We start from the raw sequence: 23327 nt of genomic DNA on the forward strand, positions 1-23327 counted from the left end.
CCCCGCGGCGGAGGGCCCCGGCCCCCGCGGCGGCGCGCTCGGCGCCGGCCACCCCGCCCCGCCGGTGTTCTCCGTCCCGGCCTTCGTCCTCGTCCTCACCGGCCTGTTCGGCGCGGCCGCCGTCGCGCCCCTCGCCCACGCGTTCTTCGGAGACCGCCTCGCGCTCCCGGGCGCGCTCGCGATCGGCCTCGCCGCGCTCACGGGTGCGCTCGCCGGCGCCGCGCTCGGCGGGGCCGGCGCCTGGGTCGGCCGGCGGATCGCCTTCTACGAGCTCTCGGCCGCGTTCCTGCTCTGGGCGCTCGGGGTGGCGGTGCTGGTCGCCTTCCTGCCCGGGGTGCGCGAGAGCTCCGCGGCGCTCCAGGCGCTCGAGGCGCAGGGGAAGCTCGTGCTCGTGCTCGGGCTCCTCGGCGTGGGCCTCCTCGCGGCGACCGCCGTGTTCATCGGCTCGACGCTGGCGTACCTGGCGGTCGGCACCGGGCGCCTCGACGCGTCGTTCTCGTACGAGCTCTTCGTGGCGCGCAGCCACCTGCGGCTCAGCCCGCGCACGCTCGCCGCGCTCTTCGCCCTCGTCGTCACCGGGCTCGTGCCCGGCATCGTGCTCGGGCTCGTCTGGTCCCTCCTGCGCGACGCGAAGGAGCGGCGCGCCTACCGGCGCGGCGAGCTCTTCGTGCGCCCGCGCATGCCGGCGACGCTCCTCATGACGCTCATCTCGATCGGCGGGGTGGCCATCGGGGTGTGGGCGCTCACGGTCGTGCTCTCGGTGATGAGCGGCTTCGAGGCCGACCTCAAGAGCAAGATCCTCGGCCAGAACGCGCACGGCATGCTGCTCACGTACGGCCAGAACGAGCTCACCGACTGGCGGACGACGCGCGAGCGCGTGCTCCACGTGCCGGGCGTCGTGGGCGCGACGCCCATCCTCTACAACGAGGTGATGCTCTCGGCCGGCCAGAACCTCACCGGCGCCATCGTGAAGGGCATCGACGTCGGCTCGGTGGGCACCGTGACCGAGCTGCCGAAGTCGATCGAGGAGGGGAAGCTCGGCTGGCTCGAGAAGCCGGAGCTCATCCCGCCGCCCGGCAAGTCCGAGTCCCCCGACGAGCAGCGCGCCCCGCCCCGCGCCGGGAAGACCCTGCCCGGCATCGTCGTGGGACGCGAGCTCGCGCGGGCGCTCCGGGTGTTCGTCGGCGACCAGGTGAACGTCGTCTCGCCGTTCGGCGATCTCGGCCCGGCCGGCCCGCAGCCGAAGAGCCGCCCGTTCCGCGTGGCGGCCATCTTCCACAGCGGGATGTTCGAGTACGACTCCAAGTTCGCCTACGTCGACCTCGCCGAGGGCCAGAGGTTCTTCGGCACCGGCGACGCGGTCACCGCGTTCGAGCTGAAGGTCCGCGAGCCGGACGCGGCGCGGGCGGTGATGGGCCGGGTGGTGTTCGAGCTCGGCGGCTGGCCCTTCCGCGCGCGCGACTGGACCGAGCTCAACCGCAGCCTCTTCTCGGCGCTGCAGACCGAGAAGGTCGTGATGGCGGTGATCCTCGGCTTCATCGTGCTCGTCGCGACGTTCACCATCGTCGCGACGCTCGTCATGCTCGTCCTCGAGAAGCGCAAGGAGATCGGCGTCCTCAAGTCGATGGGCGCCGGGGTGCCGAGCGTGATGAAGATCTTCATGGCCGAGGGCGTCACCATCGGCGCGGTGGGCACCGCCTTCGGCCTGCTGCTCGGCTACGGGAGCTGCCTGCTCATCGACAAGGTCGGCATCCCGCTCGACCCCGAGGTCTATTACATCTCGAACCTGCCCGTGGTGATCGATCCCTCGCAGTTCGCGCTCGTCGCCTTCGCCGCGCTCGCGCTGTCGTACCTCGCGACGCTCTACCCGGCGACGAAGGCCGCCCGCCTGAACCCGGTGGACGGGCTCCGGAGCGAGTGATGACCTCCCCGTTCGTGCGGATCCAGGGGCTCACCAAGACCTACCTGATGGGCGACCGGCGGCTCGAGGTGCTGCGCGGCATCGACCTCGAGATCGGGTCCGGCGAGCTCGTCGCGCTCACCGGGCCCTCCGGCGCCGGGAAGAGCACGTTCCTCCACCTCCTCGGCACCCTCGACGTGCCGACCGGCGGGCGGATCCTCTTCGACGGCGCGGATCCCTTCGAGCGCGGGGAGGAGGCCCTCGCCGCGTTCCGCAACGAGACCGTCGGCTTCGTGTTCCAGAGCCACCACCTGCTGCCCGAGTTCACCGCCCTCGAGAACGCGATGATGCCGGCCCTCATCCGCCGCGTGCCGCGGGCGGAGGCGCGGCGGCGGGCGGCGGAGATGCTCGCCCTGGTCGGCCTCGCCGAGCGGGTGGATCACCACCCCGGGGAGCTGTCCGGCGGCGAGCAGCAACGGGTCGCCCTGGCGCGCGCGCTGTGCCTCCGGCCGCGGCTCCTGCTCGCGGACGAGCCGACCGGCAACCTCGATCCGGCGACGGCCGAGGGCATCCACACCCTGCTCGCGGATCTCAACGCGCGGATGGGGATCACCGCGGTGGTCGTCACGCACAACGAGCGGCTCGCCGCGGCGCTGCCGCGCCGGCTTCGCCTGGAGCGGGGGCGGCTCGCGTGAGCGCTCCGGCGGGCGGCTCCCGGGGGCCGCGTCGGCGGCCGGAAGGAAGACGTTTGAGCTTTTCGGGGCATCGGTTTAGATTCCGCGGCTCCGTGAAGCGCCTGACCGATCCCACGGCCGCGCTCGCCGCGCTGCTCATCGCCGCCGGTGCCGCCCTCGTTCCTGTCCGGGCCGTGGCCCAGGCCGCGTCTCCTTCGACGGAGGTGAGGGCGGGCGAGGTGCTCGCCGACGTCCGCGTCGAGGGGAACCGGCGCGTCGAGGTCGACGCGATCCGCGCCGCCATCACCCAGCGCAAGGGTCAGCCCTACGATCCGCGCGGCGTCCAGAAGGACATCCGGGCGGTGATGAAGCTCGGGTTCTTCTCCGACGTCGTCGTCGAGCTGCAGGGGCCGGCCGGCGCGCCCGTCCTCGTCTACCGCGTCACGGAGCGGCCCACCGTCCACGAGGCGCGCATCGAGGGCAACCACGCGCTCTCGAAGGACGATCTCAAGGACACCGTCGAGCTGAAGCCGTTCGCGATCCTCGATCTCGTCGCCGTCCGGAAGGACGTGAAGAAGATCAAGGAGAAGTACGCGGAGAAGGGCTACTACCTCGCGGAGGTCACCTACCGGCTCGACGAGCGGCCCGACAACCAGGTCGACGTCGTCTACGTCATCGACGAGCGCGCGAAGGTCCAGGTGAAGGAGGTGCGGTTCATCGGGAACGCGCACGTCCCGGACGCGGATCTCCTCGGGGTGATGCAGACGCGGCCCGGCGGCTACCTCTCCTTCCTGAGCTCGCTCGGCACGTACCGCGAGGAGGCCTTCCAGCACGACCTCCAGGGCATCCAGGCCGTCTACCTCGACCGCGGCTACGTGAACGTGAAGGTCGGGAACCCGTCGGTCGCGCTCTCGCCCGACAAGCGGTTCCTGCACATCACCATCCCGGTCGAGGAGGGCGAGCAGTACCGGATCGGCAAGATCGCCTTCACCGGCCAGCTCCTAGACCGCGAGCCCCTCCTGCGCCGCATCGTGCGCGCCAAGGCGGGCGAGATCTTCTCGCGGAGCAAGATCCAGCAGGACCTGTTCGCGGTGGGCGACGTCTACCGCGACCTGGGCCACGCGTACGCCAACGTCACGCCCCTCACCGCGACCGATCCCAAGACCCGCACGCTCGACCTCACCTACGAGATCCAGCCGGGGCCGAAGGTCCGCTTCGAGCGGATCGACGTCATCGGCAACGACAAGACCCGCGACAAGGTGATCCGCCGCGAGCTCCGGATCTACGAGGGCGAGCTGTACTCGGGCACCGGCCTGCGCCAGTCGAAGCAGCGCGTGAACGCGCTCGGCTTCTTCGAGACGGTCGAGATCACCACGAAGCAGGGCAGCTCCGAGGACACGATCGTCGCGGTCGTCGAGGTGAAGGAGCGGGCCACCGGGACCTTCCAGATCGGCGCCGGCTTCTCCTCGTACGAGAACTTCATCCTCACCGGGCAGATCTCGCAGAACAACTTCTTCGGATGGGGACAGACGCTCTCGCTGCAGGTGCAGTGGTCGTCGATCCGCCAGCTCGGCCAGATCCAGTTCGTCGAGCCGTACTTCCTCGACACCAAGTGGACCTTCGCCTTCGACCTCTACGCCACGGAGGGCATCTACACGACCTTCACGCGCCGGGCGATCGGCGGGTCCATGACGTGGGGCTACGAGCTGAACGGCCTCGCGCCCTGGTGGTCCTTCGCGCGCAACCTCGAGGACATGCGGCTCTTCGCGACGTACACGAACGAGCGCGTGGACGTGACCGCGTCCGGCCTCGCCGCGGTCGCCGCGAGCCAGCAGTTCAAGTCCGGCACGACGAGCGCGCTGCGCCTGTCGCTGCAGTGGGACCGCCGCGACAACCGGCTCTTCCCGACGCGCGGCCTCTTCCTCTCGGGAAGCGCGGAGGTCGCCCCCCCGGTCCTCGCGCCCGAGTCACTGTTCGGGAAGGTGAACCTCTTCACCCGCTACGCCCTCGACGCCCGCGCCTACCACCCGGTCTGGCTGGGCCTCATCGGCCGGGCGAAGCTCTCGCTCGGCTACATCCGCGACTGGGACTCCGAGCACCGCGTCCCCATCTCCGAGCGCTACTTCGTCGGCGGCATCAACTCGGTCCGCGGCTACCGGTACCTGTCCATCTCGCCCGTCGAGTACGTCCCGACCTGGCTCGACCCGAGCGCGCGGCGCGGCGCCCTCTACATCGGCGGCGACAAGCAGGCGGTGCTGAACCTCGAGCTCGAGTTCCCGCTGTTCAAGGCGGTCGGCGTCCGCGGCGTCCTCTTCAGCGACTGGGGCAACGCGTTCGCGCCCGGCAAGTTCTCCGACCCCGCCGTCCCGCTGTCGCTCTACAAGTCCGTCGGCTTCGGCTTCCGCTGGCAGAGCCCGATCGGCCCGCTCCGGTTCGAGTGGGGCATCCCGCTCGACCGCCGGCGCGAGGCCCCGGAGAACGGCGGCGCGTACATCGATCAGGCCCTCGACTTCCAGTTCACGATCGGCAACTTCTTCTGATCGCCGGTCGCCAAGGAGCCCCCATGCGTCACGCCCTCCGCCTCACCGCCGTCCTCGCCCTCCTCGCGGCCTCGGCCGCCCACGCCGTCGAGCCCAAGATCGGCTTCGTCGACCTGCAGCGCGCGCTCAACGAGATCGACGAGGGCAAGTCCGCCAAGGCCACCCTGAAGCGCGACTTCGACGAGAAGCAGAAGCAGCTCGACGCGAGGAAGGTCGAGTTCGACAAGCTCCGCCAGGAGTTCGAGAAGCAGTCCGTGGTCATGGCCGAGCAGGCGCGGCGCGACAAGGCCGCGGAGCTCGACCGCAAGGCGAACGAGCTGCAGCAGTTCTGGGGCCAGCTCCAGAAGGACCTCTCCGAGCGCGAGCGCGAGGTGACGCGCGGCATCTTCGACAAGATGGCGAACATCACCCGCGAGATCGCGGAGGCCGACGGCTTCACGATGGTCCTCGAGCGCAGCGACTCCGGCATCGTGTTCGCGCTGCCCGCCCTCGACCTCACGAACGAGCTCATCCGCAAGTACAACGCGAAGTTCCCGGGCGGCGCCGCGAAGAAGCCGGCCGAGGCGAAGCCCGCCGGGAAGCCGGCCGCGGCCCCCGCCGGGAAGAAGTGAGGCGGACGTGACGTTCACGCTCGCGGAGCTCGCCGCGCGCGTCGGCGGCGAGGTCGTCGGCGACGGCACCCTGACGTGCGAGGGGGTCGCGCCGCTCGAGGACGCCGGCCCGCACCACGTCTCCTTCTTCTCCAACCGGAAGTACCGCCAGGCCTTCGAGGCCTCGCGCGCCGGCGCGGTCGTGGTCGAGCCGGACGCAGAGGTGCCCGCCGGGCGCACGGTGCTCCGGGCGCCGAACGCCTACCTCGCGTTCGCGAAGATCTCGACCCTGTTCCATCCTCCCCGCGAGCCCGCGCCGGAGATCGCGCCGGAGGCGGCGATCCACCCGAGCGCCCGGGTCCACCCGAGCGCGCAGGTGATGCCGCTCGCCTCGGTCGGCCCCGACGCCGAGATCGGCGCGCGCACGATCGTCTACCCCGGCGTGCACGTCTGCGAGGGCGCCCGCGTCGGCGAGGACTGCCTGCTCTACCCGAACGTCGTCGTGCGGGAGCGCTGCCGCATCGGCAACCGCGTGATCCTGCAGCCGGGCTGCGTCATCGGGTCGGACGGGTTCGGGTTCGCCTTCGATCCCGACGGCGAGGGCCACGGGCCGCGCCACTTCAAGGTGCCGCAGATCGGCATCGTGATCGTGGAGGACGACGTCGAGATCGGCGCCAACACCTGCCTCGACCGGGCGACGCTCGGCGCGACGCGCGTGGGGCGTGGGTCCAAGATCGACAACCTCGTCCAGATCGCCCACAACGTGGAGCTCGGGCCGCTCTGCCTCATCGTCTCGCAGGTCGGCATCGCCGGCTCGACGAAGCTCGGGATGGGCGTCGTCGCCGCCGGGCAGGCCGGGATCGTCGGCCACCTCAGCATCGGCGACGGCGCCAAGATGGGCGCCCAGGCCGGCGTCATGACCGACCTCGCGCCGGGCGAGACGGTGAGCGGGTCGCCGTCGCAGCCGCACGCCGACTGGCTGCGCACGCAGGCGGCCCTGCGGACGCTCCCGGAGCTCCGCCGCGAGGTGAAGGAGCTCCGCCGTGAGCTCGAGCGGCTTCGCGCCGCCGGGGAGAAGAAGCCATGAGCGCCGAGCGCGCGCCGGTCGTGATGGACATCGAGGCCATCCAGCAGCTCCTGCCGCACCGCCCGCCCTTCCTCCTCGTGGACCGGGTGGTCCTCGTGGAGCCGAACGTGCGCCTCGTCGCCTGGAAGTCGGTGACGATGAACGAGCCGTTCTTCGTGGGACACTTCCCGGGCCACCCGGTGATGCCGGGGGTGCTCATCCTGGAGGCCCTCGCGCAGGCCGGCGCGCTCCTCGCGCTGAAGTCGCTGCCGGCCGACCAGACCGCCTCGAAGATCACCTATCTGATGGGGATCGACGGGGCGAGGTTCCGCCGGCCGGTGGTCCCGGGGGACAGGCTCGAGCTGCACGTCGAGGTGACGAAGCAGAAGGGCGCGGTCTGGAAGGAGAAGGGGACCGCGATCGTGGACGGGCAGACCGTCGCCGAGGCCGAGTTCATGGCGATGTTCGCCGACCGCGAGGTCGCGAGCTGACAGGAGCACCGAGCATGTCCATCCACCCCACCGCCGTCCTCGAGCCGGGCGCCGAGGTCGATCCGTCCGCCCAGATCGGCCCCTACGCGGTCATCGGGCCCCACGTCCGCATCGGCGCGCGCACGGTGATCGGCGCGCACGCGGTCGTGGCGGGGCGCACCACGCTCGGCGAGGCGAACCGGGTCTTCCCGCACGCCGTCGTGGGCGAGGTGCCGCAGGACCTCAAGTACCGGGGCGAGCCGACCGAGCTCGTGGTCGGCGACCGGAACACGTTCCGCGAGGGCGTGACCATCAGCACCGGCACGCTGCAGGGCGGCGGCGTCACGCGCATCGGCTCGGGCTGCCTGTTCATGGCGAACAGCCACGTCGGGCACGACTGCGACGTGGGCGACGGCGCGATCATCGCGAACTCGGTCGCGCTCGCCGGGCACGTCGTCCTCGAGGACCACGTCCACGTGAGCGGCCTCGCCGCGGCGCACCAGTTCTGCCGCATCGGCCGGCTCGCGTTCGTCTCGGGCCTCACCGGCGTCACCATGGACGTGGCGCCGTTCTGCACGGTGGCGGGCCCGCGCGCCGAGCTCGCCGGCCTGAACGCGGTCGGCATGCAGCGCGCGGGGATCAGCGAGGAGCGCATCGGGCAGGTGAAGCAGGCCTACAAGATCGTGTTCCGCTCCAACCTGGGGCTCGCCGAGGCGATCGCGCAGGTCGAGGCGGAGCTCGGGATGTACGAGGACGTCGCGCACTTCGTCCGCTTCCTCAAGGGGACGCAGCGCGGCATCACGCGCTGATCGATCATGACTCGTAAACACTCGACGAGCGAAGCGAGTCCGCCGGGGCGCCACCGCGATAGCGGCGAAGCCGCGCGCGATGGCGCACGGGACCCGGCGAGCCAGGGTGGGGCCCCGACGAGCTCCGCTCGGCGGGGCGGGGGCGCAGCCCCCGTTTAAGCGATGGCGACCATCGGCCTCATCGCGGGGGGCGGGCGCTTCCCGATCCTGTTCGCGGAGAGCGCCCGCCGCGCCGGGCACCGCGTCGTGGCCGTCGCGCACCGGAACGAGACCGACCCCGCGCTCGAGGGCGCGGTGGACGCGCTCACCTGGGTGAAGCTCGGGCAGATCGGGCACATCCTCGACGCGCTCCGCGCGGGCGGCGCGACGCAGAGCGTGATGCTCGGCGCCATCACGAAGAAGCGCTTCTTCACCGACGCGATGCTCGACGCGACGGGCCTCCGCGTCCTCGCGCGCGTGGGCATCCGGTCCGACGACAACCTGCTCCGCGCGATGGCGCGCTTCCTCGACGAGGAGGGGGTGCCCATCACCGATCCCACGCCGTTCCTGCAGGACCGGCTCGCGCCCGAGGGCGTGCTGGGCAGGCACCAGCCGACCGACGACGAGCGCGCGGACGCCGCCTACGGGATCGAGCTCGCGCGCGGCATCGGGCGGCTCGACCTCGGTCAGACGGTGGTCGTGAAGGACCGGGTGGCGCTCGCGGTCGAGGCGCTCGAGGGCACGGACGCGTGCATCCGGCGCGGCGGAGAGCTCGCCCGCTCCGGCGGGTTCGTCGTCGCGAAGGCGGTGAAGCCCGGGCAGGATCGCCGCTTCGACCTCCCGGCGGTCGGCCCCGACACGCTCGAGACCCTGCGCGAGGCGGGCGGCCGGGTGCTCGCGGTGGAGGCGGGCGCCACGCTCGTGATGGATCTCGAGCGGATGGTCGCGCGCGCGGACAAGGCCAGGCTCGTGCTCATGGGGCTCAAGGGGTGAGCTGGGCGCGCGACGAGGCGGGCGGGGTGGTGCTCGAGCTCCTCGTCCAGCCGCGCGCGTCGCGCACCCGCGTGGTCGGGGAGCACGACGGCCGGCTCAAGATCCAGCTCGCGGCGCCGCCGGTGGACGGGGAGGCGAACGCCGCCCTCGTCGAGTTCCTCGCCGGCGCGCTCTCGGTCCGCAAGCAGGACGTGTCCGTCCTCCGCGGCGAGGCCGGCCGGCGCAAGTCGGTCCGGGTCGCTACCGTCTCCGCGGCGCGCGCCGTCGCCGCGCTCGCCCCCTGAGAGCCCCCATGGCCCGCGCCCTCCTCGCCCTCGCCGCCGCCCTCCTCGCCGTCCCCGGTCTCTTCGTCGCCGCGAAGGGGCTCGCCGCGCTCCGGCGCCAGCGCGTCGTCGTGCACGGCCGCGAGGTCGTCGGCGCGGGCGCCCGCACGGCCGGCGCGATGCTCGTCGTGTACGGGCTCGCGATGGTCGCCCTCGGCGCCGTGCTCGTGGCGTTCGCCGTCCTGCGCCGCTGACGCCGCTGCCGCAGCGCGGCGGGAGCACGGAGACGCAATCCTTGCGGGAACAACGCGGCGTCTCGCCCGTGTTCCGGACGCTGGAAGTCGAATAAGATGGCGCCCCCCATGACCCAGCGATTCCTCGCCGCCTGCCGGAAGCAGCCCGTCGACCGCGTGCCCGTCTGGATGATGCGCCAGGCCGGCCGGTACCAGCCCTCCTACCGCGCCGTCCGCGAGAAGGTGGGCTTCCTCGAGCTGTGCCGCTCGCCGGAGCTCATCGCCCAGGTGACCGTGGCGCCGATCGACGAGTTCGGGTTCGACGCGGCGATCCTGTTCTCCGACATCCTCGTCCACCTGCCGGCGATGGGGCTCGACCTCACGTTCGAGAAGGGCGAGAAGGGCAAGGGCGACGGCGGCCCCAAGATCGCGAACCCCGTCCGCACGCGCGCCGACGTGGACGCCCTGCGCGTCCCCGAGCCGAAGAAGGACCTGCCGTACGTCCTCGACGGCGTGCGCGCCATCCGCGCCGCGCTGCGCGACCGCGTCCCCCTCATCGGCTTCGTGGGCGGTCCGTTCACCGTCGCGAGCTACGCGGTCGAGGGCGGAAGCCAGGGCTTCACCCGCCTGAAGACGATGCTGTACGCCGAGCCCCGCACGGCGCACGCGCTCTTCGAGAAGCTCACCCGCGCGGCCATCGTGCAGATCGAGGAGCAGATCGCGGCCGGAGCGCAGGCCGCGCAGATCTTCGAGAGCTGGCTCGGCGAGCTCGATCGCGCGGACCTCGAGGAGTTCGCGTTCCCGTACCTCGCGCGCATCGCCGAGGCCGTGAAGCGCACCGGCGTGCCGGCGATCTTCTTCTCGACGGGCACGAGCTCCCACCTCGAGCCGATCTCCAAGCTCGGCTACGACGTCGTCTCCGTGGACTGGCGCATCCCCATCGACGAGGCGCGCCGCCGCGCTCCCGGCGTCGCCATCCAGGGCAACCTCGACTCCACCCTCCTGCTCGGGCCGAAGGAGGTCGCCGTGGAGCGCGCGCTCTCCATCGTGCGGGCGGCGGGCCGGGAGCCCGGCTACATCTTCAACCTCGGCCACGGGATCCAGCCCGGCACGCCGACCGAGACCGTGAAGGCGGTAGTGGACGCGGTCCACGCCTTCGCCTGGAAGTGAGGAAGACGTGATCCAGATCCCGTCCTGGGAGCTCATCAAGAAGTACGACCGTCCCGGCCCGCGCTACACGAGCTACCCGACCGCGCCGGAGTGGTCGGACACCTTCGGGCCGAAGGACTACGAGGAGCACCTCGCGCGTGCCGATGCGCAGGGCGGGCCGCTCTCGATCTACGTCCACCTCCCGTTCTGCCGCGAGATGTGCCGCTTCTGCGGGTGCAACGTCATCGCGACCCACGACCGCACGCGCGCCGAGTCGTACCTCGAGCTCCTCGAGAAGGAGGTCGAGCTCGTGGCGAAGCGGCTGCCCCGGCGCCGCAGCGTGACGCAGCTCCACTGGGGCGGCGGGACGCCGACCTTCCTCGACGAGCGCCAGCTCGAGCAGTGCCACGCGCTCCTCGCGCGCCACTTCGACTTCGCCAAGGACGGCGAGATGGCGATCGAGATCGACCCGGCGATCACCACCCGCTCCCAGATCGAGACGCTCGCGAAGCTCGGCTTCAACCGCATCTCGATGGGCGTGCAGGACTTCGATCCGCAGGTCCAGGAGACGGTGGGCCGCATCCAGGGCTTCAAGGAGACCGCCGAGCTCGTGCAGGCGGCCCGCGACAACGGCTTCCACGGGGTGAACCTCGACCTCATCTACGGGCTGCCGTTCCAGTCGCGGGACACCTGGCAGAAGACGCTCGACCTCATCCTGAAGATCCACCCGGACCGCATGGCGGTGTTCGGCTTCGCGTACGTCCCGTGGTCGAAGCCGCACCAGCGGCTCCTGCCGCAGGAGGCGCTCCCGAAGACGGAGCAGCGCGTCGAGCTGTTCCTGCAGGCGGTGGAGGCGTTCACCTCGGGCGGCTACCGCCTCATCGGCCTCGACCACTTCGCGCTCGAGTCGGACGAGCTCGCGCGCGCGCAGGACGCCGGCTACCTGTACCGGAACTTCCAGGGGTACACGGTCCGGCCGGCGGCGGACACGGTCGCGTTCGGGATGACGTCCATCTCGGACATCGGCGGCGCGTACGCCCAGAACGCCCACAAGCTGAAGGACTGGGGCGACAAGGTCGCGCAGGGCATCATCCCCGTCGAGCGCGGCGCCTCGGTGACGGACGACGACGTCATGCGGCGCTTCGTCATCAACCGGGTCATGTGCCTCCTCAGGCTCGACCTGCGCGAGGTCGCCGAGAAGTTCGGGCCGGCCGCGCGGAAGGCGATCGAGGCGGACCTCTCGAAGGGCGTGGCCGAGCTCGAGGGCGACGGGCTCGTGACCTTCGACGGCGATCTGCTCCGGGTGACCCCGCTCGGCCAGCTCCTCGTGCGCAACGTCGCCATGCTGTTCGACGCGTACCTCGGCAAGCACGCCGGCGAGAAGAAGCCCACGTTCTCGCGGACGGTCTAGATGGAGCGCACCGCCGTCTTCCTCATGAACCTCGGCGGGCCGAGGACGCTCGAGGAGGTCGAGCCGTACCTCTACGAGCTCTTCTCGGATCCGCTCCTCATCTCCGCGCCGTTCGGCCCGCTGCGGCCGCTCGTGGCGCGGCTCATCTCCCGGCTGCGCGCCCCGTCCTCCGCCGAGAAGTACGCGCTCATCGGCGGCAAGTCGCCCATCGTCGAGGGGACCGAACGGCAGGCGCGCGCGCTCGAGGGCGTCCTCGGCCCCGGCTGGTCGTGCCACCTCGCGATGCGCTGCGGCCACCCGAACACCGAGGAGGGCGTCCGCGAGGCGATCGCCGCCGGGGCCACCCGCGCCGTCGCGCTCCCGCTCTACCCGCAGTACGCCAACGCGACCACGAAGAGCTCGCTCGTCGAGCTCCGGCGCCTCTGGCCGAAGCACCTGCCGCTCGCCGAGATCTGCACCTGGCACGATCACGAGGGCTACCTCGACGCCTCGGCGGCCGCGCTGCGCGAGACGCTCGGCGAGCTCCCCGCCGCGGCGCGCGAGACCGCGCTCGTCGTGTTCAGCGCGCACGGGCTCCCGATGAGCCAGGTGCGCAGGGGCGACCCGTACCCCGGGTACATCGAGCACTCGGCCCGCGAGACCGCCCGGCGCGCGGGCGCCGCGGAGTTCCGGGTCACCTACCAGAGCCGGGTGGGGCCCGCGAAGTGGCTCGGTCCCGACACCGTCGAGTTCCTCCGGGGGAACACGCGCGGGCGCGCGATCGTGACGGTGCCGATCGCGTTCGTGTCGGAGCACCTCGAGACGCTCTACGACCTCGACATCCTCGCCAGGCAGGCGGCGGCCGAGGGCGGCGCGACGGCCTACCTCCGCGTGCCGGCGCTCGGCGTCCGCCCCGACTTCGTCGCGGCGCTCGCGGACGTGGTCCGCGCGGGGCTCCACGCGAGCCGGCCCGCCGCCTGAACGACGGCTCGTGATTCGCGATCACCTTCGGTGACGCGAATCACGCTGTCGTCCAGGCATGTTCGAACGGGGGCTGCGCCCCCGCCCCGCCGGCGGCTGGCCGCCGTCGTCGGGGACCCACCCCTGCTCGCCGGGGTCCCCTGCGCCGCCGCGGGACCGCGGCCGACCTCCGATCCGGGAGGGCACGTCGTGTGTGTCCCCCCGGGACGAATGTTATGCTCATCAGTCCCGGCCGATGAAGGATCTCCTCCACCCGCGCCACCGCGCCGCGCTGGCGCGCTTCGTCGGCGAGCACACGCCGGCGAAGGTCCTCCTCGCCTTCGACTACGACGGCGTGCTCGCCCCGGTCGTGCGGGATCCCCACGGGGCGCGCATGGACCGGACGACCCGCCGCCTGCTCCAGCGGCTCGGGCGGAGCTACCCCGTCGCGGTCGTGTCCGGCCGCGCCTGGCGCGACGTGGCGCGCTTCGTGGGTCCAGCGGTCCCCCTCGTGGTCGGCAACCATGGCTTCGAGCTCGGGCGGCCCATCGCCGTGCCGGAGCGCGTCCTGCGCAGCGTGCGCGGCTGGCGGCGCCGGCTCGAGGTCGCCCTGGCGGGCGTGCCCGGCATCCACTTCGAGGACAAGCGCTCCACGCTCGCGATCCACTACGGCCTCGCGCGGACGTGGCGCGCCTCCGAGCGCGCCGTCTACGAAGCCGCGAACCAGCTCGAGGGGACCCGCCTCATCCCTGGGAAGAAGGTCCTGAACGTCCTGCCGCACGACTTCCCGTCGAAGGGCGACGCGGTGCGCGCGCTCGTCACGCGGCTCGGCTGCACCGCCGCGCTCTACGCGGGCGACGACGTCACGGACGAGGACGCCTTCGCGGTCGGGCCGCCGCTCGTGTTCGGCGTGCACGTCGGCGGGGGGCCGTCGCTCGCCCCGTGGAGGATCCGCGAGCAGCGCGACGTCCCCGAGCTGCTCGAGCTGCTCGTCCGGCTCGGCTCGGTCCGCGCCGCCGGCGAGGCGAGCGGCGCGGCGCCCCGGATCCGCCGGGCGCGCCCGCTCCGGCCGCTCCCCGCCCGGGCGGGAGGGCGGCGATGAGGCCGCCCCGCCGCCCCGAGCCCGGGACCACCGGGGACCTGTTCGCGCCGCGGGAGCTGCCGCGCCCGTGGTCCGTCGGCGAGCTCACCCGCGCGCTCAAGAACGCGGTCGAGCCGAAGTTCCGCGACGTCTGGGTCGCCGGGGAGGTGGCGAACCTGCGCCGCCAGTCGAGCGGGCACGTCTACTTCTCGCTCAAGGACGCCGACGGCCTCATCGGCGCGGTCGTCTGGTCGTCGCAGGCGCGCCGGGTGAAGTTCCAGCTCGCCGAGGGGCAGGAGGTGATCGCCCGCGGCTTCGTCGAGATCTACGCGCCGCACGGCAAGTACCAGCTCATCGTGCAGGAGCTCGAGCCGCGCGGCGCCGGCGCGGCGGCGCTGCTGCTCCAGCAGGTGAAGGAGCGGCTCCAGGCGGACGGCCTCCTCGACCCCGCGCGCAAGCGGCCGCTGCCCTTCGTGCCCCGGCGGATCGGCGTCGCCACGAGCCCCACGGGCGCCGCGGTCCGCGACTTCCTCCGCGTGCTCCACGGCCGCTTCCCCTCGCTCTCCGTCCTGGTGGCGCCGTGCCGGGTCCAGGGGGACGGCGCCGCGTCGACGGTGGTCTCGGCCGTGCGCGCGCTGTGCCGCGCCGGCGTGGACGTGATCGTCGTGACGCGCGGCGGCGGCTCGCAGGAGGAGCTCGGCGCGTTCAACGACGAGCGGCTGGCGCGCGCCATCGCCGCCTGCCCGGTCCCGGTGGTCTCGGCGGTCGGTCACGAGGTGGACGTCACGGTGGCGGATCTCGTGGCGGACGTCCGCGCCGCGACCCCCACCCACGCCGCCCAGCTCGTGGCCCCGGTGCGGGACGAGCTCGCGGCGCGCGTGGCGGCGCTCCGCGCCCGCCTCGACCGCACCGCGCGGGGCGCGCTGGAGCTCCGGCGCGGCGAGCTGCGCGCCTTGCACGCCGAGCTCGCCGATCCGGCGCACCTCCTCTCGCGCGAGCGCCACCGCGTCGAGGATCTGCTCCGCGAGGCGCTGGGCCACGTGCGGGCGCCGATCCGCTCGGAGCGCGCGCGGCTCGAGCCGCTCCGCGCCCGCCTCGGCCGCCAGGAGCCGCGCCGCCGCGTGCGCGAGATCCGGGCGCGCATGGAGGCGAGCACGCGCCGCCTGGGCGCGTGGCAGGCGGCCACCTTCCGCCGCGAGGCGCTCCGGCTCCAGCGGCTCGAGGCGCGCCTCGGGCCGTCGAACGTGGCGAAGCTCCTGTCGCGCGGCTTCTCGCTCGTGCTCCGCGAGGGCCACGTGGTGGCCCGGAGCTCGCAGGCGTCCGAGGGCGAGGCGCTGAGGATCGTCCTCGGAGAGGGCTGGCTCGACGCGCAGGTCACCCGCAGGGATGCAGGGGACGACCCGCTGCCGGGGCGCGCGGCGCCCGCGCGGGAGGGCGACGCCGGCGGCTCCGGCGGGGCGGCCGTTGACCCCCTTTCGCGGCGTCGTTAAGTAGGTGGACTCGGAGGTCGCGTGAGCCAGGCGAGCGAGCGGCAGGAGCAGTCGGTGGCAGAGGAGTCCTACGACGCGCTCGTCACGCGGCTCGAGCGCGTCGTCGCCGAGCTCGAGTCCGGCCAGCTCACGCTGGAGCAGTCGATCGAGAAGTTCGCCGAGGGCGTGCGGCTCGCGAAGGACGCGTCCCGCAAGCTCGACGACGCGGAGCGCAGGGTCGAGCTGCTCGTGCGCGACGCCGACGGCGACGAGGAGGCGGTGCCGTTCGAGCCCGAGGCCGGCCGAGGATCTTGACGACCGATGCCGGCCCAAGAGCGCATGAAGAAGCCGAAGGTCATCATCGTCGACGACGACCGCGACACGCGGGAGATGCTCACCCTCGCGCTCGAGCTCGAGGGGTTCGACGTCGGCCAGGCGGCGAACGGGCTCAGGCTCATCTCGGCGATGCACGTGGATCGCCCGGACGTCATCCTGCTCGACGTGATGATGAGCTGGATCGACGGCTTCGAGCTGTGCCGCGCCATCAAGAAGAACCCCACCTTCGGTGACATCCCCGTCATCTTCATCTCGGCGCGCAAGAGCGTCGAGGACGAGCGCAGCGGCATCGAGGCGGGCGCCGTCGACTACTTCCCGAAGCCCCTCGACATGGACCGGCTCATCACGCGCATCCGGGAGATCCTCGACCGGCGCGCCGGGGCGGTCCCCACCCCGGCGTGAACCCGGTTGGCGGCGGCTCCGCCGGTGGCGTGAGCGCCCGGGCTGCCTTGTGCTACAAGGGCTCCGCCGTGGCCGAAGACCTCGACATCCAGGCCTACCTCCGACAGGTCTCCGCCCGCCTCGAGCCCCACCTCGTGGCGCTCGTGGAGGCGCGGCGCGGCCAGGGGCCGGGCCGGCTGCTCGACGCCGTCCGCTACGCGCTCCTCGGCGGCGGGAAGCGGCTCCGCCCGGCGCTCGTCCTCGCCGCGTGCGAGGCGCACGGCGGCGACGCCTCCGACGGCTCGCTCGCGATGCGCTTCGCGGTCGCGCTCGAGGCGATCCACACCTACTCCCTCGTCCACGACGACCTGCCCGCGATGGACGACGACGACCTCCGCCGTGGCCGCCCCACGGTCCACAAGGCGTTCGACGAGGCGACCGCGGTGCTCGTGGGCGACGCGCTGCAATCCCTCGCGTTCGGGCACCTCCTCGCCGCGCCGCAGCCGGGCGCCGCGGCCCTCGCCCGCCTGCTCGCCGACAACGCTTACCTCATGGTCGAGGGGCAGGCGCGCGACATCGAGGGCGAGCACGCGCGCCTCGCGGAGCCCGAGATCCTCGAGCTCATGCGCACCAAGACCGGGGCGCTGCTCGCGAGCGCCGTCGCCGGCGGCGCGGCGTGCGGCGGCGCCCCCATCGACCGCGTCTACCCCATCGGACTCAAGCTCGGGCTCGCCTTCCAGATCGCGGACGACCTCCTCGATCTCACCGCCGACACCCAGACGCTGGGGAAACGGGCCGGCAAGGACGCCGAGGCCGGGAAGTCCACGCTTCCGGGCCTGGTTGGGATCCCGGAGGCGCGCCGCCGCGCGGAGGCGCTCCTCCACGAGGCGCTCGCCGCGCTCGCCCCGCTCGGACCGCCCGCCGAGCCGCTCCGCGCGGTGGCGCGCTACGTGCTCTCGCGCAAGAAGTAGCAGGACCCGAGAACGGAGGTTCCACGAATGAGCCGCTTGCTCGACAGCATCGACTCGCCGTCCGACCTGAAGCGCCTGCCGGTCGACGATCTGCCGCGCCTGTGCGACGAGCTCCGCGAGGAGATCATCCAGACCTGCGCGAAGAACGGCGGGCACCTCGGCTCGTCGCTCGGCGCCGTCGAGCTCAACGTCGCGCTGCACTACGTGTACGCGTCGCCGACCGACAAGCTCGTGTGGGACGTCGGCCACCAGGCCTACGCGCACAAGCTGCTCACCGGCCGGCGCGAGCGGTTCCGCACCATCCGCACCGAGGGCGGCCTCGCGGGCTTCCCCGAGCGGCACGAGTCCGAGCACGACGCGTTCGGCGTCGGGCACGCCTCCACCGCCATCAGCGCCGCGCTCGGCATGCTCGAGGCGAAGCGGCTCTCCGGCGCGCCCGGCAAGGTCGTGGCGGTGGTCGGCGACGGCGCCATGACGGGCGGCGTCGCGTTCGAGGGGCTGAACCAGGCCGGCTACCTCGGCCGCAACCTCCTCGTCGTGCTGAACGACAACGAGATGTCGATCTCGCCCAACGTGGGCGCGCTGTCCGAGTGGTTCTCGAAGAAGTTCGCCTCGCGCACGTACAACCGCTGGCGCCGCGCGGTGAAGGACTTCCTCTCCCAGGTGCCCAAGGGGCCCGAGGCGATCGACATGATCCGCCACGGGATCAACGCGACGAAGGCGCTCGTCACGCCGGGCATCCTCTTCGAGGGGCTCGGCTTCCACTACGTCGGCCCGGTGGACGGGCACGACGTGCGGGGCCTCGTCGAGACCTTCCAGAAGCTCGCGATCTTCGACGGCCCGGTGCTGCTCCACGCCATCACCACGAAGGGCAAGGGCTACCAGCCCGCCGAGTCGGACAAGGCGACCCGCGGGCACGGCCTCTCGTTCTTCGACGTCGCGACCGGCAAGCCCGTGAAGAAGGCGTCGGCGAAGGCGTACACGGACCTCTTCGCCGAGGCGCTCTGCGAGGAGATGGAGCGGGATCCGCGCGTCGTGGCGATCACCGCCGCGATGCTCGAGGGCACGGGCCTCATCAAGGCGAAGGCGCGCTTCCCGGAGCGCACCTACGACGTCGGCATCGCGGAGCAGCACGCCGTGACCTTCGCCGCCGGCCTCGCCTGCGAGGGCGTCCGCCCGGTCGTCGCCATCTACTCCACCTTCCTCCAGCGCGCCTACGACGAGATCATCCACGACGTGGCCCTGCAGCGGCTGCCGGTGACGTTCGCGCTCGACCGCGGCGGCCTCGTCGGCGCCGACGGCAAGACGCACCAGGGCGCGTTCGACGTCGCGTACCTGCGCTGCGTGCCGAACCTCGTGGTGATGGCGCCCTCGGACGAGAACGAGCTCCGGCACATGCTCCACACCGCGCTCCACCACGACGGCCCCGCGGCGTTCCGCTTCCCCCGCGGCGCGGGCGAGGGCGTCGCGCTCGAGCCGCCGCAGGTGCTGCCCATCGGGAAGGGCCGGCTCGCCCGCGCGGTGGCCGGGAAGCCGGACGTGTGCATCGTCGCGCTCGGCGCGACCGTCCGCCCCGCGCTCGGCGCGGCCGAGGCGCTCGCGAAGGAGGGCATCGCCGCCTCCGTCGTCGACGCCCGCTTCGCGAAGCCGCTCGACGAGGAGCTCATCGCCGGCGAGGCGGAGCGTTCCCGCCGAGTCGTGACCGTGGAGGAGGGGTGCCTGCCCGGCGGCTTCGGCGCCGCCTGCCTCGAGCTCTTCGAGCGGCGCGGCTTCGTGGCGGAGGGGCTGCGGGTGAAGCGGCTCGGGCTCCCCGACGAGTTCGTGACGCACGGCGATCAGGGCCGCCAGCGGGCGCAGCTCGGGCTCGACGCCGAGGGCATCGCGCGCGCGTGCCGCGAGGTCGTCGGCGAGCGGGCGAAGCGCGGGGCGGCGTAGGTAAGCTGCGACGATCGTGAACGTCGGTCAGCGAGCGAAGCGAGCCCGCCGGCGCGCCCACCCGCGCGCGGGGCGGCCCCCCCCGATGGCGCGCGGGCCCCCGGGGGCCCGCGGGGGGGGGCCGCCGCGCCCCCGCGGGCGCGCCACCGCGCTCGCGGCGCGGCCGCCCGCGATGGCGCGCGGGCCCCGGGGAGCCGGCGTGGGGGCGCAGCCCCCGCCATGACCTCGCGCAGGCAGCGGATCGACGTCGTCCTCGTCGAGCGGGGGATCGCGGAGTCGCGCGCCAAGGCGCAGGCGCTCGTGATGGCCGGCGCCGTCGTGGTGGGTGAGACGCGCGTCGACAAGCCGGGCGCGCTCGTCGACCCGCAGGCGCCCATCCGGCTGAAGGAGGGGGCCGGGCCGCAGCGGTACGTGTCGCGCGGCGCGCTCAAGCTCGAGCGAGCGCTCGACGTGTTCCCCGTGGATCCGGCCGGGAAGACGTGCGCCGACCTGGGCGCGTCCACCGGCGGCTTCACCGACCTGCTCCTGCAGCGCGGCGCCGCCCGGGTCTACGCCATCGACGTGGGCTACGGCCAGCTCCACCCCAGGCTCCGCGGCGACCCGCGCGTCGTGGTCCGCGAGCGCGAGAACGCGCGGGCGCTCACCGCCGAGGCGCTCGGCACCCGGGTCGAGCTCGTGACCGGCGACCTGTCGTTCATCTCGCTCCGGCTCATCCTGCCGGCGGTGAAGGCGATCCTCCGCCCGGGCGGCGAGGCGATCCTGCTCGTGAAGCCGCAGTTCGAGGTGGGGAAGGGCGAGGTCGGCAAGGGGGGCGTGGTGCGCGACGAGGCCAAGCGCCGGGCCGCGCTCGACGGCATCGCCGCCGCCGCGCGAGAGCTCGGGTTCGAGATCCTGGGTCACGCCGAGTCACCCATCGAGGGCCCGGCGGGGAACCGGGAGTGGCTCCTCGCGCTCCGTCTCCCGCCCGACCCGGGGTAGGCCGTGCGAGCTCGTGGAAGGGCCCGCCAGGCGGCCCGGTCGTCCTTGACCGCCTCCACCCGGTCTGTTACTGACACGCCGACATTTTCGCGCCCGGGCAATGCCGGGTCTCGAAAGTGGGCCGCGTCGCCCACTTTTCGTTTTTTAGGGGTCAATGACGGGTATCGGAGAAGAGTCCATCGCCGACCGCACGCGCCGGGTGCTCGAGCCCGTGCTCGTACGCGACGGCTACGAGCTCGTCGAGGTGGAGTGGGCGCGCCAGGGAGCTCGCTGGACGCTCCGGCTCTTCGTCGACAAGCCGGGCGGCGTCGGGATCGAGGACTGCCAGGCCGTGTCCCGGCTCGTGGAGCCCATCCTCGACGTCGAGGACTTCATCGAGCCGGCCTACGACCTCGAGGTCTCGTCGCCGGGCCTCGATCGGCCGCTGCGCAAGCCGGCCGACTTCGACCGCTACGCGGGGCAGCGCGCGCACGTGAAGGCGTACGGGCCCGTCCCCGAGACGGCGCCCGGCTCCCCCCCGCGAAAGAACTGGACCGGCGTCCTCGTGGGCTACCGCGACGGCGCCGTCGAGATCGACGTGGACGGCGTCGTCCACCGCGTCCCCCACGATCAGATCGCGAAGGCCCACCTCGAGTACGACTTCGAGGCGGACCTTCGGAGGAAGGACTGACCGATGCAGCAGAACGTGAACCTGAACCTCATCCTCGACCAGGTCGCCAAGGACAAGGGCATCGACCGCGCGCGGCTCGTCGAGATCCTCGAGGAGGCCATCGGCAGCGCCGCGAAGCGCCACTTCGGGATGGAGCGGAACCTGAAGGCCCGCTACGACGAGGACAAGGGCCAGGTCGATCTCTTCCAGGTCCTCACCATCGTCGCCGATGCCACCGAGGAGGCGCCCATCCCCGACCCGGTGAACATGATCCCGGTGTCGGTGGCGCACGAGAAGGGCATCGAGGTGGAGCCGGGCGACGAGCTCGACTTCCCCATCTACTACCGCGCGGAGGACGAGGCGGAGGCGAAGGCCCAGGACGAGCAGTGGGGCGACCTCCTCAAGCTCAAGACCTTCCGCCGCTCCTTCGGCCGCATCGCGGCGCAGACCGCGAAGCAGGTGATGATCCAGGGCACCCGCAACGCCGAGCGCGAGAACGTCTTCAACGAGTACAAGGACCGCAAGGGCGAGGTCATCACCGGCATCGTCCGGCGCTTCGAGCGCGGCAACGTGATCGTGGACCTCGGCCGCGCCGAGGCGGTGCTGCCCGTGCGCGAGCAGGTGCCGCGCGAGAGCTACCGCGCCGGCGACCGCATCCAGGCGTACGTGATGGACGTGCTGCGCGAGTCGAAGGGCCCGCAGATCATCCTCTCGCGCGCCTCGGTGGACCTCCTCAAGAAGCTCTTCGAGATGGAGGTGCCCGAGATCGCGGAGGGCGTCGTGGTCATCGAGGCGGCGGCCCGCGAGCCGGGTGGCCGCGCCAAGATCGCGGTGTCGTCGCGCGACTCGGACGTGGATCCCGTCGGCGCCTGCGTCGGCATGAAGGGCAGCCGCGTCCAGGCGGTCGTGCAGGAGCTCCGCGGCGAGAAGATCGACATCGTGCCCTGGGACGACGACTACGCGCGCTTCGTGTGCAACGCGCTCGCGCCGGCCGAGGTCTCGCGCGTGCTCCTCGACGAGCAGAACAAGGCGATGGAGATCATCGTCCCCGACGACCAGCTCTCGCTCGCCATCGGGCGCCGCGGCCAGAACGTGCGCCTCGCCTCCCAGCTCACCGGCTGGAAGCTCGACATCAACTCCGAGTCCCGCGTGAAGGAGATGCGCGAGTTCGCGACCGAGAGCTTCGGCGCGCTCGAGATCCCCGAGCCCACGCAGGAGATGCTGTACTCGCACGGCTTCCGGAAGGCGCAGGACGTCGCGAACGCCGCCGCCGAGATGCTCACGCAGTTCCCGGGCTTCACGATGGACATGATCCCGGACCTGCAGAAGCGCGCCCGCGAGCAGTCGATCGTCGACGCCGAGAAGGAGATGCAGCTCGAGCAGGAGCGCGAGGCGGCCCGCATCGCCGAGGCGCGGCGCCACCCGGACGAGCTCACGCAGGAGGAGCGCTTCGCGCGCGTCCGCGGCGTCGGCGAGAAGACCGTCGACCAGCTGAAGGGCGCCGGCTACGGCACGGTGGAGGCGGTCCACAACGAGGCGGACGTGATGCGGCTCGCGGAGTCGAGCGGCCTCGGCATCAAGAAGGCGCGCCAGATCAAGCACGCGGTGGGCGTCTACCTCGAGGAAGAGGCGAAGCTCCGCGCAGAGCTCGACGCGGCCAAGGCGAAGGCCGCACAGGGAGGCGCCGGCGCTTGAGCGAGCCCGTCCGCACCTGCGTCGGCTGCGGGGAGCGGGCGGCGCAGCGGCAGCTCGTACGGCTCACGACGGATGGTGAACGGGTGATCTTCGATCGTCGGCGTGGCGGAGGCCGTGGAGCGTGGCTCCACGCGAGCGTCGGGTGCCTGGAGAAGGCGCTCCGGCGTCGTGCGCTCCCGCGTGCGCTCCGCCGCCCGGAAGCGGTGGTCGACGCGGCGGCGCTGCGTGTCGAGTTGACGGGAAGTGCCCGTAAGGATTAGGAGTCTACGAAATGTCCAAGAAGCGGGTTCACGAGCTCGGCAAGCAGCTTAAGGAGCAGGGTATCGAGCTCTCCAACCAGGAGCTGGTCGAGAAGCTCCACCAGCTCGGCTACGACGTGAAGAGCCATTCGTCCTCCCTCGAGGACGACCAGGCCGCGTCGGCGTACGAGAAGATCGTCGGCGAGCGGAAGCCGAAGCCGGCGCCCGTGCGCCCGGCGGGCCCCGGGTTCGTGGTGCGCAAGCGCGTGCACACGGAGGTCCCGCAGCCCGCGCCGGTCGCCGCGTCGCCGGAGCCTCAGCAGGAGCAGGAGCAGGAGCCCGTCGAGGCCTACGAGGCCTACGAGGCCGAGGCTCCCGCCGAAGAGGCTGCCGCGCCCGCTGCGGAGCAGGAGCAGGAGCAGGCGCCCGTCGGTGCCGCGCCGGCCGAGCCGGTGGCGGCGCCGGAGACGCCGGCCGCGCCCGCCGGGGCTCCGGCCGCGCCGACCACGGCTCCCTCCGCGCCCACCGCGCCGGCGATGCCAGCCGCCGCGCAGGGTCCGGCCTCGCCGGCGGCTCG

At 72.7% G+C, this 23327-nt stretch carries 24 protein-coding genes; all 24 read left to right on the plus strand.

Annotation, left to right across the window (positions count from 1 at the left end; genetic code table 11):
• Positions 1 to 1921, plus strand: a 1921-nt coding sequence (locus MNY60_RS18750; RefSeq protein WP_242361428.1) for an FtsX-like permease family protein, incomplete at its 5' end; no start/stop codon positions are given.
• Positions 1921 to 2595: an ABC transporter ATP-binding protein gene (locus tag MNY60_RS18755; protein ID WP_242340185.1), complete on the plus strand. Its 675-nt coding sequence runs from the start codon at positions 1921 to 1923 to the stop codon at positions 2593 to 2595. The genes MNY60_RS18750 and MNY60_RS18755, both read left to right, overlap by 1 nt.
• Positions 2596 to 2687: 92 nt before the next feature.
• Entirely contained in the window at positions 2688 to 5114 is a 2427-nt protein-coding gene (bamA, locus tag MNY60_RS18760; RefSeq protein WP_242340184.1) for an outer membrane protein assembly factor BamA, read from the plus strand.
• A gap of 23 nt (positions 5115 to 5137) precedes the next feature.
• Positions 5138 to 5725 (plus strand): OmpH family outer membrane protein, encoded by a 588-nt coding sequence (locus MNY60_RS18765; RefSeq protein ID WP_242340183.1) that lies wholly within the window; start codon positions 5138 to 5140, stop codon positions 5723 to 5725.
• Between the two features lie 7 nt (positions 5726 to 5732).
• On the plus strand, positions 5733 to 6791 hold the full coding sequence (lpxD, locus tag MNY60_RS18770; protein ID WP_242340182.1) for a UDP-3-O-(3-hydroxymyristoyl)glucosamine N-acyltransferase: 1059 nt from the start codon (positions 5733 to 5735) through the stop codon (positions 6789 to 6791).
• A gap of 23 nt (positions 6792 to 6814) precedes the next feature.
• A complete protein-coding gene (gene fabZ, locus MNY60_RS18775; RefSeq protein WP_242340187.1) occupies positions 6815 to 7261 on the plus strand; it encodes a 3-hydroxyacyl-ACP dehydratase FabZ in 447 nt (148 codons plus the stop codon).
• A 14-nt stretch (positions 7262 to 7275) separates the two neighbouring features.
• Positions 7276 to 8049: an acyl-ACP--UDP-N-acetylglucosamine O-acyltransferase gene (lpxA, locus tag MNY60_RS18780; protein WP_242340181.1), complete on the plus strand. Its 774-nt coding sequence runs from the start codon at positions 7276 to 7278 to the stop codon at positions 8047 to 8049.
• Between the two features lie 162 nt (positions 8050 to 8211).
• The gene (locus MNY60_RS18785; RefSeq protein ID WP_242340180.1) at positions 8212 to 9021 is read left to right on the plus strand and encodes an LpxI family protein; all 810 of its coding nucleotides are present in this window, start codon (positions 8212 to 8214) and stop codon (positions 9019 to 9021) included.
• The gene (locus MNY60_RS18790) at positions 9018 to 9305 is read left to right on the plus strand and encodes a DUF167 domain-containing protein (RefSeq protein WP_242340179.1); all 288 of its coding nucleotides are present in this window, start codon (positions 9018 to 9020) and stop codon (positions 9303 to 9305) included. The genes MNY60_RS18785 and MNY60_RS18790 overlap by 4 nt, the downstream gene beginning before the upstream one ends.
• Positions 9306 to 9313: 8 nt before the next feature.
• Positions 9314 to 9538, plus strand: coding sequence for a hypothetical protein (locus MNY60_RS18795; RefSeq protein WP_242356157.1), 225 nt, complete (start codon positions 9314 to 9316; stop codon positions 9536 to 9538).
• A 96-nt stretch (positions 9539 to 9634) separates the two neighbouring features.
• A complete protein-coding gene (hemE, locus tag MNY60_RS18800) occupies positions 9635 to 10687 on the plus strand; it encodes a uroporphyrinogen decarboxylase (RefSeq protein ID WP_242340177.1) in 1053 nt (350 codons plus the stop codon).
• A gap of 7 nt (positions 10688 to 10694) precedes the next feature.
• Positions 10695 to 12077 carry an oxygen-independent coproporphyrinogen III oxidase gene (hemN, locus tag MNY60_RS18805; protein WP_242340176.1) on the plus strand — a complete coding sequence of 461 codons (1383 nt, stop codon included), beginning with the start codon at positions 10695 to 10697 and terminating at the stop codon, positions 12075 to 12077.
• Positions 12078 to 13037 (plus strand): ferrochelatase, encoded by a 960-nt coding sequence (gene hemH / locus MNY60_RS18810; RefSeq protein WP_242356158.1) that lies wholly within the window; start codon positions 12078 to 12080, stop codon positions 13035 to 13037. It abuts the gene before it with no gap.
• A gap of 235 nt (positions 13038 to 13272) precedes the next feature.
• Positions 13273 to 14118 carry a trehalose-phosphatase gene (gene otsB, locus MNY60_RS18815; RefSeq protein ID WP_242356161.1) on the plus strand — a complete coding sequence of 282 codons (846 nt, stop codon included), beginning with the start codon at positions 13273 to 13275 and terminating at the stop codon, positions 14116 to 14118.
• Entirely contained in the window at positions 14115 to 15587 is a 1473-nt protein-coding gene (gene xseA / locus MNY60_RS18820; RefSeq protein WP_242340173.1) for an exodeoxyribonuclease VII large subunit, read from the plus strand. The genes otsB and xseA overlap by 4 nt, the downstream gene beginning before the upstream one ends.
• A 21-nt stretch (positions 15588 to 15608) precedes the next feature.
• Positions 15609 to 15881, plus strand: coding sequence for an exodeoxyribonuclease VII small subunit (xseB, locus tag MNY60_RS18825; RefSeq protein ID WP_242340172.1), 273 nt, complete (start codon positions 15609 to 15611; stop codon positions 15879 to 15881).
• 24 nt (positions 15882 to 15905) lie between these two features.
• Entirely contained in the window at positions 15906 to 16304 is a 399-nt protein-coding gene (locus MNY60_RS18830) for a response regulator transcription factor (protein WP_242340186.1), read from the plus strand.
• Between the two features lie 68 nt (positions 16305 to 16372).
• On the plus strand, positions 16373 to 17254 hold the full coding sequence (locus MNY60_RS18835) for a polyprenyl synthetase family protein (RefSeq protein WP_242340171.1): 882 nt from the start codon (positions 16373 to 16375) through the stop codon (positions 17252 to 17254).
• Between the two features lie 27 nt (positions 17255 to 17281).
• Positions 17282 to 19189 carry a 1-deoxy-D-xylulose-5-phosphate synthase gene (gene dxs / locus MNY60_RS18840; RefSeq protein ID WP_242340170.1) on the plus strand — a complete coding sequence of 636 codons (1908 nt, stop codon included), beginning with the start codon at positions 17282 to 17284 and terminating at the stop codon, positions 19187 to 19189.
• Between the two features lie 219 nt (positions 19190 to 19408).
• Entirely contained in the window at positions 19409 to 20167 is a 759-nt protein-coding gene (locus tag MNY60_RS18845; RefSeq protein WP_242361430.1) for a TlyA family RNA methyltransferase, read from the plus strand.
• A gap of 154 nt (positions 20168 to 20321) precedes the next feature.
• On the plus strand, positions 20322 to 20837 hold the full coding sequence (rimP, locus tag MNY60_RS18850) for a ribosome maturation factor RimP (RefSeq protein ID WP_242340168.1): 516 nt from the start codon (positions 20322 to 20324) through the stop codon (positions 20835 to 20837).
• Between the two features lie 3 nt (positions 20838 to 20840).
• Positions 20841 to 22511 (plus strand): transcription termination factor NusA, encoded by a 1671-nt coding sequence (gene nusA, locus MNY60_RS18855; protein ID WP_242340167.1) that lies wholly within the window; start codon positions 20841 to 20843, stop codon positions 22509 to 22511.
• On the plus strand, positions 22508 to 22771 hold the full coding sequence (locus tag MNY60_RS18860; RefSeq protein WP_242340166.1) for a DUF448 domain-containing protein: 264 nt from the start codon (positions 22508 to 22510) through the stop codon (positions 22769 to 22771). Before nusA ends, MNY60_RS18860 begins: the two co-directional genes overlap by 4 nt.
• A gap of 11 nt (positions 22772 to 22782) precedes the next feature.
• On the plus strand, positions 22783 to 23327 hold a 545-nt coding region (locus MNY60_RS18865), incomplete at its 3' end, for a translation initiation factor IF-2 N-terminal domain-containing protein (protein ID WP_242361432.1).

The sequence above is a fragment of the Anaeromyxobacter sp. SG17 genome, from assembly GCF_022690695.1.
Taxonomy (GTDB): domain Bacteria; phylum Myxococcota; class Myxococcia; order Myxococcales; family Anaeromyxobacteraceae; genus Anaeromyxobacter; species Anaeromyxobacter soli.

Excerpts from the sequence above, each read along its gene's own strand:
- MNY60_RS18755 (WP_242340185.1), top strand. The coding sequence starts at position 1,921 with ATGACCTCCCCGTTCGTGCGGATCCAGGGGCTCACCAAGACCTACCTG.
- MNY60_RS18765 (WP_242340183.1), top strand. The coding sequence starts at position 5,138 with ATGCGTCACGCCCTCCGCCTCACCGCCGTCCTCGCCCTCCTCGCGGCC.
- fabZ (WP_242340187.1), top strand. The coding sequence starts at position 6,815 with ATGGACATCGAGGCCATCCAGCAGCTCCTGCCGCACCGCCCGCCCTTC.
- lpxA (WP_242340181.1), top strand. The coding sequence starts at position 7,276 with ATGTCCATCCACCCCACCGCCGTCCTCGAGCCGGGCGCCGAGGTCGAT.
- MNY60_RS18785 (WP_242340180.1), top strand. The coding sequence starts at position 8,212 with ATGGCGACCATCGGCCTCATCGCGGGGGGCGGGCGCTTCCCGATCCTG.
- MNY60_RS18795 (WP_242356157.1), top strand. The coding sequence starts at position 9,314 with ATGGCCCGCGCCCTCCTCGCCCTCGCCGCCGCCCTCCTCGCCGTCCCC.
- hemE (WP_242340177.1), top strand. The coding sequence starts at position 9,635 with ATGGCGCCCCCCATGACCCAGCGATTCCTCGCCGCCTGCCGGAAGCAG.
- hemH (WP_242356158.1), top strand. The coding sequence starts at position 12,078 with ATGGAGCGCACCGCCGTCTTCCTCATGAACCTCGGCGGGCCGAGGACG.
- otsB (WP_242356161.1), top strand. The coding sequence starts at position 13,273 with ATGAAGGATCTCCTCCACCCGCGCCACCGCGCCGCGCTGGCGCGCTTC.
- xseA (WP_242340173.1), top strand. The coding sequence starts at position 14,115 with ATGAGGCCGCCCCGCCGCCCCGAGCCCGGGACCACCGGGGACCTGTTC.
- MNY60_RS18830 (WP_242340186.1), top strand. The coding sequence starts at position 15,906 with ATGAAGAAGCCGAAGGTCATCATCGTCGACGACGACCGCGACACGCGG.
- dxs (WP_242340170.1), top strand. The coding sequence starts at position 17,282 with ATGAGCCGCTTGCTCGACAGCATCGACTCGCCGTCCGACCTGAAGCGC.
- MNY60_RS18845 (WP_242361430.1), top strand. The coding sequence starts at position 19,409 with ATGACCTCGCGCAGGCAGCGGATCGACGTCGTCCTCGTCGAGCGGGGG.
- rimP (WP_242340168.1), top strand. The coding sequence starts at position 20,322 with ATGACGGGTATCGGAGAAGAGTCCATCGCCGACCGCACGCGCCGGGTG.
- nusA (WP_242340167.1), top strand. The coding sequence starts at position 20,841 with ATGCAGCAGAACGTGAACCTGAACCTCATCCTCGACCAGGTCGCCAAG.